A 12,987-nucleotide genomic window follows, 5' to 3' on the forward strand; every position below is an offset into this window, starting at 1 on the left:
AGGTTGAATAGTGTGATTAATTAAACGGGCATGTGGTCAAAAATTGATAAGCCTTCCAAGAGAATAAGCATTTCACCGGCTTCTCCTAACCAATAACCCCGTAAAAATGGCACAAGCGTTTCAGATATAACTGATGGAGACTGAATGGTATCGAGAGAGAATAGTTCTATTCCCTTTATCTGATGAACAACTAAGCCGAGATGATATCGCTCGGGTGTCTCTATCGATGATTTTTCTAAGAGTAGAGTATTGTAGTGTGTAGTTAGTGTGGGTTGTTGATGTAAGGGATTTCCTCCAAGCAGATGACCTATATCTACTAGCCATAGAATCTCACCGCGCCAGTTATAAACTCCCATGATCCAAGGTGGTAAATGTGGGATTGCGGTAATCTGAGAAACTTCAATCTTTAAGGCTGCTGCTAACTGACTTATCGGTAACAGTGCCGTCACATCATTCAGTAGGCTAAATTTTAGGTACTGATCTACAGCTGATGCTTGAGATGATGTCTGTGTAGACAGTTGCATAGTTGTTTTTTATGATCTCCATTTGTCTAGTCCCATCAAGAAGCTGGTACAGAATTGATGGTAAAACTGACAACTTTTCCCTAGTGGCCAATCAGTTGCTTAACTGTTTTAGATAACTCTGCTTGATCAATGGGTTTTGTGAGATAGGCATCAGCTCCCTGTTTCTTTCCCCAAAATTTATCCATATCAGTATCTTTTGTAGAACAGATAATGATGGGAATTGCACTGGTTGTAGCTTCTGCTTTAAGATCGCGACAAATTTCAAATCCACTACGATCGGGCAAGACTACATCTAACACGATAATGTCAGGTGTCTGGGTACTCAGTTTTGCCAAGGCATCGGCACCATTGGTTGCTGTCATTACGGTTAAGCCATCTTGTGACAGACATTTAGCCAGCATTTCTAAAATAGTTTTAGAATCATCAACAACTAGTGCAATTCCCATGGATTTATCCAATTTCAATAAACAAAAAATAGCTTGAGCAAACCCTGTAATGAATGCCTAGAACAAACTTGTTAGCAGTGTTCCCAGCTTTAAGACCTGAGTGATAGTTTATATCTAAAGAAATAGAATTATTCCCAAAATTGGATAATAAAACTATCTATATTTCAACTGAAGCGTGTTTAGAAAGTTGTCTTTCAACGACTGATAATACCTGATGTGGATTAATTGGCTTGCTCAAGAATGCGGATGCACCTACCATCCTGGCACGCATTCGATCAATTACTCCATCGTTCCCAGTCAGAATTATAACCGGTGTTTCTTTAAAACAGGATATCTTTCTTAGCTTACTACAAAGCTCATAGCCGTTGGTTCCAGGCATCACAAGGTCTAGAAATATTAATGCAGGTTTTTTGGATAACAATACGGCGATCGCTCTTAATGGATCTTGGACACAATGAGTCTGATAATCTGCTGTGCCTAAAACTCTTTCTAATGCTCGGCAAATGGCGGGGCTGTCATCTATACAAGCAATCAAAGGGCCACTAGGAGATGGCTCTTGTACTGTAGAGGGTGAAATTGGTGATTCTAGATCATCAATTTCAATGAGCTCTACTGCACCCTGTTGCACATACGGTAGCAAAGACGCTGAAAGGGAGACAATATCACGATTGAGTTTAATGCTTAGATCTCTGAGGGTCTGCTGACCCGTGAGCATCATTGTCAGGTTTCGGTATAGAGGTTCAGGAACCTGTTTTTTGAGTTCTAGAGGATGACGGACTATGGGAGCTAAATCAGGAGAACGATCACCTAATTTTGCCTCAAGCCATGATTTCCAAAGGGCTTTGGCTTTGTAAATGATAGTTTCGGCATTTATCAGTAAGAGCTGATGTGATAGTTGATTGTCAGTTTGCACCTGATAGACCACTTCACGGGCCTGATTAATATCGAAGAAGGCTTCTAAAAAAATGTTTTCAATGATTTGATTGATTTGTTTACGAGATATTTTTTGTTGGCTATACCAAAAGCCTAACAGTTGATATTCCCAGCATGTTAATTTTTTTTGATTCTCTGTTTTAGATAACTTTCTAAACTCGGATTTGAGAGTCGAGAGTTCCAAATAAAGGTCAGGGCAGGCGTGTTTGACATGACGATACCAACGACGCATTGGTTGTTTGCCACCCGTGACATAGAGCAATCGGCCCATATAAAACTCAAATGTCCACTTAGTGTGATGGGCGGTTAGTTGTAACTGCCCGTTAAACTGACTTTGCTTGAGTAGCCCAAAAAGCCGACTTTGTTTTGCTGCCGTAAAATCACTAATGGTGATGACAGACTGTTTATTGGTCATTGTTATTGTCATCGCGTAGACAGGGTAAATAGACTTAAATTATTGCTTTATCCCCCTGGTAATCAAAGTTTTGAGTCGCTACATAACATGTTGCGACACCCCATGATTCTTTAGTGGTTCAAGGTTGAAGTGTTTGATTTCATGACATTATCCTTGACAGAATGGAAAAGATTATTAAGGGGTAAAGAGCGTTGAGAGAATTCTGGATAGGCTTCGAGCCCATGTTCGCTCAGATCTAATCCCGTTGACTCAGCCTGATGAGATACTCGCAGCCCAAAAATGATGCGGAGCATGAACCAACTAAACAGAGTACTGATGCTTACAAACGCAGCCACAATGACAATTCCTGTAATTTGAATTAGAACAGGTTTAATGTCTCCGCCCAGCAAAAAACCAAGGGCTGGACCTGATGTTTCCGAGTGCCAATCATTAATATTAGGACCAACGCTAAATAAGCCAACGGCAATTGTTCCCCAGATTCCACCTACTAGGTGGACAGGGAGCGCACCTACGGGATCGTCAATCCGTAATTGGTTAAACAAGCCCGCTGCAAAGACTGCAAACATGCCCCCGATAAAACCAATAATAATGGCACCGATGGAGGTGACATATGCACACCCTGCGGTGATAGAGACCAACCCAGCTAGGGCACCATTAGTAATCATGCTGAGGCTGGGTTTGCTGGTGATTAACCACGATATAACAGCTGCCGCTACGGCACCAGTGGAGGCCGACAGGTTTGTGGTCAGGATAATACGGCTAGCGATGGCTGGGTCTGCTGTCATACTTGAACCCGCATTAAATCCAAACCAGCCAAACCACAGAATTAATCCACCTAGTGTTGAGATCGCAAGGTTATGACCTGGTATGGTGTTTTCACCATGCGGCCTATACCGACCAACCCGTGGCCCTAATAGCCAAGCACCGGTTAATGCAGCCCAACCCCCGACACTATGGACTACTGTTGAACCGGAAAAGTCCCAAAACCCCATAGTCTGTAGAAACCCCCCACCCCAGATCCAATGGCCAACCATTGGATAAATAACGAGGGAGAGAACAGCGCTAAATGTAAAAAATGCTAAAAATGATATACGTTCTGCAACCGCGCCAGATACGATTGTTGCTGCGGTACCTGCAAATACTAATTGAAAAAAGAATTTAGCATCCAGGGGTATACCTGCCCAGGCAAGGGAGTCAAAGACCCCACTATAGTGCTCGTCCGTTAATGGACTTAAATCTAGGCCTTGTAAAAAGAATCCAGAATAACCGATAACCGCGTTACCATCTCCAAACATTAGGGCAAAACCCACTGCCCAGAAACAGAGAGAAACAACACCAAAGACAATGACGTTTTTGGTGAGGATGTTAACAGCATTTTTGCTTTGACAGAAACCGGTTTCCAGCATGGCGAAACCAGCATTCATGAAGAATACGAGTATTGCGCATAACAAAACCCAAATGGTATCTACAGTTACCTGGAGAGATTCAGGCAGCGACTCAGGCGTAGTATCCGCAGCCAGGACGGCTCCATTCCAAACTAGCCAAATTGCAATGACTAGTAATAGGGTAGGCTGCCACCCCATGCGCTTCTGGTAAAATTGTCTCATTATGGAGAAAACATCTAAAAATCTCACTTAAGTAGCTATTAAGAGACAATTTCACCCTAGTGGATGTGATTGTCTATCGATTGCTAAGGGCGAGGTTGTAATAGATCTATATTTCCCAGAGCGATTTTGTTCTCTCAGGTAGAGGGCAGTTCTAATCAAAAAATCAGCATAAATCGGTTGATTTTACTGAAGCGTAATGTCCTTAAGGGCAACTTTGCGTCATATACATAAGAGATGTCACCCCTTAGCGAGTGCTAATATTCGTTTTGCCACATCGTCGGTGACTGGCATGACCGATAACCGATTACCTCGTTTAACCACTTGCAGTTCGTCGGGTTCAAAATTACCTTTGAGCTCATCGAGGCTGATGTAGTGCTGGAAAGTCTCAATGTAACTAACGGTAACCGTATGCCATCGAGGATCTGCGGGCGTGGATTTGGGATCGTAATATTTATTGGTTTCATCAAACTGGGTGGGATCAACCACCATTTCTTCACTGATTTTCATCAGACCAGCAATACCAGGGGGCTTTGTATTGGAGTGGTAAAAGAAGGCGATGTCGTCCATTTTCATAGACTTGAGAAAGTTGCGAGCCTGATAGTTACGCACACCATCCCAAACTTCGTTGCGATCGCGCTCCAAGTCATCAATGCTATACACATCTGGTTCAGACTTCATCAACCAGTACTTCATCGTGCTTTACTACCTCCTGTAGGTCATTCCATACGCTATCGTGCCAACCACGGGGCCAGTTAACTTCGGCGCAACGCCCATCGCCTGCATAGGCTAAATTAAGCGTAATTGGCTTATTCGGCAAATACCGTAGACGTTCGGCCCACTCAATCACTACTATTCCGGGGGCTACCTCTTCCCCATCCCAATAGGTTTCTAGATAAAGACCATCCCCTCCCATACTATCCAAACGATACAAATCGACATGGTACAGGGGGACTCGACCCGTCAAGTACTCATTAATCAACGTGAATGTGGGACTGTCAATGGTTTGCTCAATACCTAAACCTGCCCCTAAGCCTTGAGTAAAGGTGGTTTTGCCGCTACCTAAAGGACCTGATAACAAGAGCACTGTTTCTACTGGCAAGTGTTGACCCATCAGCCATCCCAGGCGATGGGTAGCTCTCAAGTCTGGTAACTGAATTGAAAGAGCGGTTGACATTGCTAAGGTTAAGCGGGACTGAGGTATGGTAACTGCCATTGGATGGGCAACCCTCCAACTGTATCGTTAATCTAATAGCGAGTTCACACCGAGTTCAGGATAGGCAACACTGCATGATTATCACGGTCGCCAGCTTCAAGGGTGGCGTTGGCAAAACTACCACTGCCATTCACTTGGCCGCATTTTTCCAAGGAAAAGGAAGAACATTACTGATTGATGCTGACCCCAACTGCTCAGCGTTGGGGTGGGCCAGTCGTGGTGAATTACCGTTTGAAGTGGTGGATCAGTGGCAGGCCGAAGCCCAAACTGAATCTTATGGGCATGTCATTATTGATACGCAGGCTCGACCGACTACTGAAGATTTAGCCGCCTTAGCCAATACCTGTGATTTACTCGTGCTACCCACCATGCCAGATATTTTGTCCCTGGATGCTCTGGTGTTGACCATTGAATATCTCAAATCCATTCAGACTAACCAGTATCGGATTTTGATTACTGCGATACCCCCTAAACCCAGCCGTGCAGGTGACGAAGTCAAAAAGTTGCTTAAGGAAGCTGATATTCCTACCTTTGATGTGGGAATAGCTCGTTTAGCTGCGTTCCAAAAAGCCGCTATGCAAGGCATACCAGTTTATGCTGTCAAAGATCAGCGGTCTGAACGAGGGTGGCAAGATTATGAAGCAGTTGGGAATGAGATTCTTAATTTGGTGAAAGGGCTGTAATTTTTAAAGACAGAGGGTAATGGTGACACTGCTTGGTCAACAGGAATCTGAATCTATTTATGGTGCCGACTAATAGACAAGAGCCCTGACCTTCTGGCCAGGGCTCCGTATTTTTGCATTGCAAATTGGATAGTTATATTTCCTTAGCGGCGGGAAGACATCAAGATGCGTAACACATACCAGAACAAGAGCATGACCGCAGCAAATAATTCTAAGGATGCTGCCACGTGTTGATTTGTGGAATAGCGATGCATCACATTGGATGTTTTGTACAAAATCGCTGCGGCCGCAAAAGCCACCATAAAGAAAGAGAAGAATAGCCCCAGGGAGAAGCCAAACAGCAGGCTACAAACAATGAGGCCCAGAGCTACCATGCCACCGACTTTAAGAATGCCGCCTAAAAAAGCGAAGTCCTTGCCGGAGGTGAATGCGACTGCGGTCAACCCACCGAATAGGAACAGGGTAATAATGCCTGCAGTAGGTAGGACAGTTGGATCTGAAAAGGCGACCGCCATATAGAGTAGGGGGGCGAAGATAATGGCCTCACCTACAACGTAAAGACCCAAACCCGTATACTGCGCATTAACATCGTCAGCTTTGGCGGCCATATTACTAGCCAGATAGCCTAATAACGCAAAACCACCCAGCAGTGCCAGCCAACCAAATCGACCCCCTCCGAGGAATACATTGGCGAGAAAACGAGCAATACCTAGCTGAAAAAATAAAAATTCAACCACTACAAACGCACCAACGGCCCCAGCAAGATGGGTGTAGGTACGTTTAATAAATTCCGCTCGCTCACTGGGGCGAGCCTGAGCCACCATAACCATGCACAAATGCCTCCTGTAGGCAAAAAGTTAATTAGTCTGATTGCATGCAAACTGCGCACTGTCAATCAGCGATACCTCTCTCAGAGGCTAACATACTTGCTCAATGTACAGCTTCTCCATGCACAGTAGCTGTTTGGCCACTACGTAATGCATAGGAAAATATTAATCGTAATGTAGTTTAGGATACAAAAATGCCAATTTAGGATATGAAGCTGACAATAAGCTCTTGCATTGCTGATTTCGGTAAAAGTACTGGAAATGTATGATGAATAACACCCTGTGCAATACTCACGATGGTTGATTCAGCCACTGCCCCCTTAGACTCTATGGTCTATGTTCCTAGTCTTTCAGACACCTCGATTGAACTACGTCAATCGCTTCAGGAAGATCGAATCTTAGCCGCTATTGATGTGGGAACCAACTCAGTTCATATGGTTGTTGTCAAAATTCAACCAGAGTTGCCCGCATTTACTATTATTGGTCGTGAGAAAGATACTGTCCGCCTTGGTAATTTTCGTCCTGGCACTAATTGTTTGTCAGACGAAGCCATGGAGCGAGGTATTGCTGCCTTGAAACGGTGTAAACAAATTGCCAATAGTCACCATGCTGACGATATTGTCACGGTAGCCACCAGTGCTACCCGTGAAGCGAACAACGGTCAAGTATTTATTGATCGGGTAAAACAAGACGTTGGTTTGGATATCAACCTAATTTCTGGCCTTGAAGAGGCCCGACGCATTTACTTGGGTGTGCTGTCTGGCATGGAACTCAATGGTCAGCCCCACGCCATTATCGATATTGGTGGTGGTTCCACTGAGATCATTTTGGGTACTGGGGAACGTCATCGATTTCTCAGCAGTACTAAGGTGGGGGCCGTTAGGCTGAATGCGCGAATGGTGACCACCAATCCCATTAGTACCGAAGAGTTTTTGCAGTTGCAGGCCTATGTGCGGGGGCGGCTTGAGCCCAATATCGATGCGCTGAAGGCTAAGCTGGTGGATGGCGAACCCCTGTCATTGGTGGGCACATCTGGCACGATTGAGTCCCTGGCTATTTTGACAGCCATTGATCAGTTGGGTTCAGTTCCTGTTCGCATGAATGGGTATACCATGGCCATGAATGAGCTAGAACGCTGTATCCAAAAGCTGCGCCGCATGAGTTTTAGTGAACGGCTTAAGCTGCCAGAAATGTCGTCTCGACGAGCTGAGATCATTGTGCCTGGAGCCGTGATTCTACAGGAAGCAATGCGGATGCTAGGTGTGGATCGGATCACCATCTGTGAACATGCCTTGCGAGAAGGCTTGGTTGTGGACTGGATGCTCACCCATGGTCTTATTGAAGACCGGATGCAGTATCAACAATCGGTACGGGAGCGGAGCGTTATGAAAGCCGCCCATAAGTATCGGGTTGATAAACCCCACAGTGAGTTAGTAGCCAAATTTGCATTAGCCTTATTTGATCAAACCCGTGGTGTTTTGCATCAGTGGGGACCTCTGGAACGTGAGATTCTGTGGGCAGCAGCTATGCTCCATAATTGCGGTCATTTTGTCAGTCATGGAGCCCACCATAAGCATTCTTATTACTTAATCCGGAATGGTGAATTACTGGGTTTCACCAGCACTGAGATTGAGCTGATTGCTAACATTGCTCGTTACCATCGCAAGAGCGCACCCAAGATCAAGCATGATCCCTATAAAGACTTGACTAAGAAGAGTCGTAAGATTGTCAGTCAGCTCAGCGCTATGTTGCGGGTAGCGGTCGGTCTGGATCGGCGACGGCTAGGTGCGATCGCAAGTTTTCAAACCACCTATGCTTCAAAAGCTCATACCTTAACCCTAAGCTTTATCCCCACCCATGCTAACGATGCCTGTGAGCTAGAAATCTGGAGTGCTAATGACAAAAAAGCTTGCTTTGAACAGGAGTTTAATTTGCAACTGCAGGTGCGTCACCAGGCTTAATACCCCATGTCCATATTCCTTGCAAAAAGGTATGGCTCGTCTGAGCTATCTGGTTTTGTTGCCAAACGACACATACTTCAGCCTGGGGAGTCGTTTCTTGAAAGGGAATGAAACATACCCCTCGGCGCTGGAGATTCTGTAACGACTCAGGCACAATTGCCACACCGATTTCAGCGGTGACAAGGCTTAAAATTGTTTGCATTTGAGCCGCTTGCTGGGCCACGGTGGGACTAAAACCCCCTTGGTGGCACAGGCTAATTATTTGATCGTACAGCCGGGTAGCCATGGCCCTAGGGAACAATACAAATAACTCTCCCTGTAACTCTTGGATAGAAAGATTTGGTTGTGAGGCAAGTCGATGACCCAACGGTAAGGCGACCACTAATGATTCTTGTAAAACTGGCTTTGCCTGTAGAGTTGGATGATCCACAGGGGGACGCATAAAGCCAATATCCAGTCGGCTATCTAACAATCCTTGAATCTGTTCTTGGGTGGAGAGTTCATGGAGAACAATTTCCACATGGGGATATTGTTCTCGAAACTGTTTTAGGTAGTCAGGTAAGAGGCTGTACATGGCAGAGCTAACAAATGCGATCGCAAGTCTTCCCAACTCTCCACGGCTAGCTTGTTGCGTCTTGCTGACAGCCTGTTCTAACTGTTGTAGAAGTTGTTGAGCTTCTTGCTGAAGTACTTGTCCCGCCGCCGTTAAGGATACCTTGCGCCGCGTTCGTGCAAAGAGTTGTACGCCTAGCTCAATTTCGAGTTGTTTAATCTGTTGACTTAGGGGAGGCTGAGCCATCTGTAAATGCCCTGCAGCTCGACCAAAATGTAGCTCTTCAGCCACCGCCAAAAAGTAACGAAGATGCCGTAATTCCATAATGGGTTTCTAATACTTTCTAGATATCAATAGATACTAAAAAATATATTGGACATCTCAATAGCTTGCCCATAGTTTTGAGATATCGTTTCAAATCCAGTTGCTATGGCTTCCGATACCGTTTATGCCCATCACGTTTGGGATACTGATCGCTACCAAAATCAGCACAGCTTTGTTTGGGAATATGGTGCAGCTCTGATTGATTTACTCAGTCCGCAGTCGGGGCAACAGATCCTTGACCTGGGTTGTGGCACGGGGGAACTGACCCATGCGCTGGCAGAAACGGGGGCTGTTGTCAGTGGGATTGACTCAGATGCTGCCATGGTTGCTAAGGCTCAGCAGCAATATCCACAGCTATCCTTTGCCATCGCTGATGCTCGTAATTTTGTAGTGGCACAGCCGGTGGATGGCATCTTTTCCAATGCGGCGCTGCACTGGGTTAAGCCACCAGAGCAAGCTGTTCAGGCTATGGCTAATGCCTTAAAACCTGGTGGGAAATTGGTCGTTGAATTTGGTGGCAAGGGCAACGTACAAGCTATTGTGGGGGCGGTGGAAACCGTCAGACAGCAGAAAAAACTCTGCCCCTGGTATTTCCCGAGTATTGGCGAATATGCTCACTTGCTAGAAAGCCATGGTTTAGACGTGATGTTTGCCGCCTTAATCGATCGACCGACGCCCTTAAATGACGGTGCTCAAGGCTTAGTCAACTGGCTCAAAATGTTTGGTAGCAATCTTTTTATAGGTTTGAATGAAACGGCCATAGAATCTGTCATTCAAGAGGTGGAAAGTCTTTTGCGATCGCAAATGTACGATGGTAACCAATGGATAGCAGATTATCGTCGACTGCGCCTGGTTGCAGTTAAACAGTCCCACAAGCCTGCTTAGGACTGGTTTATCTGAACAAATTTAAGAAAGCCTTTCCATTATGATGCGATGATGGGGCAGGTCTCTATGGTATTAAGCGTAATTCATAATGTTGTACCCTGCGTGCAACGAGAACGTGTTTACCATGGAAGTTATGACACCTCACATCGGCATCACGGAGCGGCTGAAACTATGGCAAATGTAGTGCTAGAAAGCGAGCTAGATCTTGAAGCACTCAATAAAACCTTAGATGGCATGGATGCTGCTGAGCTTGTTTCTTGGGGAGCTGAAACCTTTGGGGAGTCCCTGGTGATGAGCACCAGCTTTGGCATTCAGTCAGCTGTCATGTTGCATCTAGTTACTCAGGTGATGCCCAATATTCCAGTCATTTGGGTTGATACGGGTTATCTACCTGTAGAAACTTACCGCTTTGCTGAGGAACTAACCCAGCGTCTGGGCCTGAATCTTAAGGTTTATCAGTCGCCCATGAGTCCGGCTCGCATGGAAGCTCTCCATGGACGACTGTGGGATCAAGATAATGTCGAGGCGCTGAACCGATACGACTATATTCGCAAGGTGGAGCCTATGCAGCGGGCGCTTAAAGATCTGGGGGCTAGGGCCTGGCTGGCGGGATTGCGAGCAAATCAAACATCCCATCGCCAAACCTTAGGCCGGATTGCTCAGCAGAATGATATTTACAAGCTACATCCAATTTTGTCCTGGCATTCACGGGATGTGTATAAGTATTTGACCACGTTCGATTTGCCTTACCATCCTTTGTTTGATCAAGGATATGTGACGGTGGGTGATTGGCATTCAAGCCGTCCGATGACGGATGATGATGGCGATGAGCGGGCAACCCGCTTCAAGGGATTGAAGCAGGAGTGTGGCTTGCATCTGCATCTACCACAAACCCAGGGAGAAGCCGATAGTTTAAATTCGAGTTCGTTGTAGGTTAAGGAATTGGCGAAACGTTGCATGTAGCGTCTGTATAGGATGGCGATATCTCACTGGGCTGAGCCTTTAACCTTAAAATCTAAACCTGATCAAAGGCCAAAGTATATAGGTCTTCTGATTGCAGGGATTTTAATGGGGCTGTGGCCTGCTTGGCCCTTGGCTTGGGTGGCGCTAGGACCCCCTTGGTTGACGATCCATCGAGGGGCAGGACTGCGCCACAGTGCTTTATGCGCGCTGATTTGGGGTGTGGGTTATCACGGCACCATGTTGGAGTGGGTGCTGCACTTGCATCCTATGATGTGGTTGGGAATACCGTGGTTAGGAAGTGTTGCGATCGCACTCTTTGCCTACACGTTTGTCACGCTTTGGGGAGCCGGGATCGTCATTACTTGGGCCATGGGGATGGCGGCCCTAAATCGAGTAGCGACTTTGGGTAATGCTGGTCGAATTTTTGTGGGTACAGCTTTATGGTGCGGCGTTGAGGCGCTGTGGAGCATGAGCCCACTATATTGGACGTCTTTAGCAATTACCCAGAGCCCCGGTAATTTGGTGATTGTGCATTTAGCTCGACTATCAGGGCATTTGACAATTACGGCGGCTATTGTGGCGGTGAATGGAGTATTGGCAGTAGCTGCGGCAAAAATCTGGCAACGGAGTGCTGACTATCGTCGCTGGTTGGTGATGGCGCTGGGGGTTTTTGCGATCGCGCACCTCATTGGCTGGGGTCTTTATCAGCAACCTTTGCAAGACCAATCGGCAGAAGCCATCAAAGTTGGTGTGATCCAGGGAAATATCCCGAGTCGAGAAAAGCTAACGCTGTCAGGTCTTCGTCGTGCTGATGACCGTTACCTAAGTAGCTATCGGCAGCTAGTGGCTACAGGTGTGGATGCTGTCCTAACGCCGGAGGCTGCCATCCCTACCATCTGGAACCCAGATACAAGTATCTTTGGTGAAGCCGTAGCCCAAACAGGCATTCCCCTATGGTTGGGCACGTTTACCAAAGCACCCGATAAACCCGCCTATCTTCACCAAAGTCTGCTGGCAATTTCTCCTAGAGGAACTACTCGGTACAACAAAATCAAATTAGTTCCTCTGGGAGAATATATTCCGCTGGCATCTGTTTTGGGCAATTTAGTACGTCAGCTTTCGGCCATTGGCACCAATTTGCTCCCAGGCCAGCTGGACCAACAATTTGAAACATCCCTGGGGCAGGCGGCAGTGGGCATTTGCTATGACTCTGCCTATGGTTGGATCTTTCGTCATCAGGTGCGTCAGGGAGGCCAGTTTATTCTCACCGTATCCAATAACGATCCCTATCCGCCTCGCATGATGGCACAACACCATGGGCAGGATGTTATTCAAGCGATTTCGACAGATCGTTGGGTGGCGCGGAGTACGAATACGGGGTTATCATCTGTGGTGGATCCCCATGGACGGACGCAATGGATGTCAGCGCCGATGACCTTTGACACCCAAGTGGAAACTATTTATCGACGTAATACACAGACACTGTATGTTCAGTGGGGGACTTGGTTTGTTCCATTGTTATTGTTGCTTTGTATTGCACCATTATTATTCTAATAATGGTGCAATCAAATTTTTCATTTGAGGATGATTAACGTATTCTTTTAAACTTCTTTGTTTACTTTAAAACTTGCCTAACTACCTTACTGTTGTAAG

13 protein-coding genes are annotated in these 12,987 nt (G+C 46.1%); 5 read left to right on the forward strand and 8 right to left on the reverse strand.

Features of this window, described 5'->3' with window-relative positions:
* Positions 1-20: 20 nt before the first annotated feature.
* The 6 genes from U2F10_RS14280 to tsaE form a co-directional block, all read right to left on the reverse strand.
* Positions 21-524: a CheW domain-containing protein gene (locus U2F10_RS14280; protein ID WP_163661470.1), complete on the reverse strand. Its 504-nt coding sequence runs from the start codon at positions 522-524 to the stop codon at positions 21-23.
* An 80-nt stretch (positions 525-604) separates the two neighbouring features.
* A complete protein-coding gene (locus tag U2F10_RS14285; RefSeq protein WP_163661468.1) occupies positions 605-970 on the reverse strand; it encodes a response regulator transcription factor in 366 nt (121 codons plus the stop codon).
* A 157-nt stretch (positions 971-1,127) separates the two neighbouring features.
* The gene (locus tag U2F10_RS14290; RefSeq protein WP_163661466.1) at positions 1,128-2,318 is read right to left on the reverse strand and encodes a response regulator; all 1,191 of its coding nucleotides are present in this window, start codon (positions 2,316-2,318) and stop codon (positions 1,128-1,130) included.
* 110 nt (positions 2,319-2,428) lie between these two features.
* Positions 2,429-3,925, reverse strand: a complete 1,497-nt coding sequence (locus U2F10_RS14295) for an ammonium transporter (protein ID WP_499872481.1) — start codon at positions 3,923-3,925, stop codon at positions 2,429-2,431.
* A 237-nt stretch (positions 3,926-4,162) separates the two neighbouring features.
* Positions 4,163-4,618, reverse strand: coding sequence for an EVE domain-containing protein (locus U2F10_RS14300; protein WP_163661464.1), 456 nt, complete (start codon positions 4,616-4,618; stop codon positions 4,163-4,165).
* Complete coding sequence (tsaE, locus tag U2F10_RS14305; protein WP_499872483.1) at positions 4,593-5,138, reverse strand: tRNA (adenosine(37)-N6)-threonylcarbamoyltransferase complex ATPase subunit type 1 TsaE; 546 nt, start codon at positions 5,136-5,138, stop codon at positions 4,593-4,595. Before tsaE ends, U2F10_RS14300 begins: the two co-directional genes overlap by 26 nt.
* A gap of 74 nt (positions 5,139-5,212) precedes the next feature.
* Here tsaE and U2F10_RS14310 point away from each other — a divergent pair, with 74 nt between their 5' ends.
* Positions 5,213-5,821, forward strand: coding sequence for a nucleotide-binding protein (locus U2F10_RS14310; RefSeq protein WP_163661462.1), 609 nt, complete (start codon positions 5,213-5,215; stop codon positions 5,819-5,821).
* A gap of 143 nt (positions 5,822-5,964) precedes the next feature.
* On the opposite strand, the gene U2F10_RS14315 is transcribed toward U2F10_RS14310, so the two are convergent.
* Positions 5,965-6,651, reverse strand: a complete 687-nt coding sequence (locus tag U2F10_RS14315; protein ID WP_163661460.1) for a Bax inhibitor-1/YccA family protein — start codon at positions 6,649-6,651, stop codon at positions 5,965-5,967.
* Between the two features lie 293 nt (positions 6,652-6,944).
* Between U2F10_RS14315 and U2F10_RS14320 the strand changes: the two genes are divergently transcribed.
* The gene (locus U2F10_RS14320; protein ID WP_499872485.1) at positions 6,945-8,609 is read left to right on the forward strand and encodes a Ppx/GppA phosphatase family protein; all 1,665 of its coding nucleotides are present in this window, start codon (positions 6,945-6,947) and stop codon (positions 8,607-8,609) included.
* Here U2F10_RS14320 and U2F10_RS14325 read toward each other — a convergent pair.
* Positions 8,575-9,486: a LysR family transcriptional regulator gene (locus U2F10_RS14325; protein WP_499872487.1), complete on the reverse strand. Its 912-nt coding sequence runs from the start codon at positions 9,484-9,486 to the stop codon at positions 8,575-8,577. The two genes, U2F10_RS14320 and U2F10_RS14325, sit on opposite strands and share 35 nt — an antisense overlap.
* 105 nt (positions 9,487-9,591) lie before the next feature.
* Between U2F10_RS14325 and U2F10_RS14330 the strand changes: the two genes are divergently transcribed.
* The 3 genes from U2F10_RS14330 (at position 9,592) to lnt (ending at position 12,888) form a co-directional block, all read left to right on the forward strand.
* Complete coding sequence (locus U2F10_RS14330) at positions 9,592-10,371, forward strand: class I SAM-dependent methyltransferase (protein WP_499872488.1); 780 nt, start codon at positions 9,592-9,594, stop codon at positions 10,369-10,371.
* Positions 10,372-10,542: 171 nt separating this feature from the next.
* Positions 10,543-11,304, forward strand: coding sequence for a phosphoadenylyl-sulfate reductase (locus U2F10_RS14335; protein ID WP_163661755.1), 762 nt, complete (start codon positions 10,543-10,545; stop codon positions 11,302-11,304).
* 135 nt (positions 11,305-11,439) lie between these two features.
* The gene (gene lnt / locus U2F10_RS14340; protein WP_499872489.1) at positions 11,440-12,888 is read left to right on the forward strand and encodes an apolipoprotein N-acyltransferase; all 1,449 of its coding nucleotides are present in this window, start codon (positions 11,440-11,442) and stop codon (positions 12,886-12,888) included.
* Positions 12,889-12,987 lie beyond the last annotated feature (99 nt).

Origin of the sequence: Leptothoe sp. EHU-05/26/07-4, from assembly GCF_043421015.1 — a bacterium.
GTDB lineage: Bacteria > Cyanobacteriota > Cyanobacteriia > Phormidesmidales > Phormidesmidaceae > Leptothoe > Leptothoe turfae.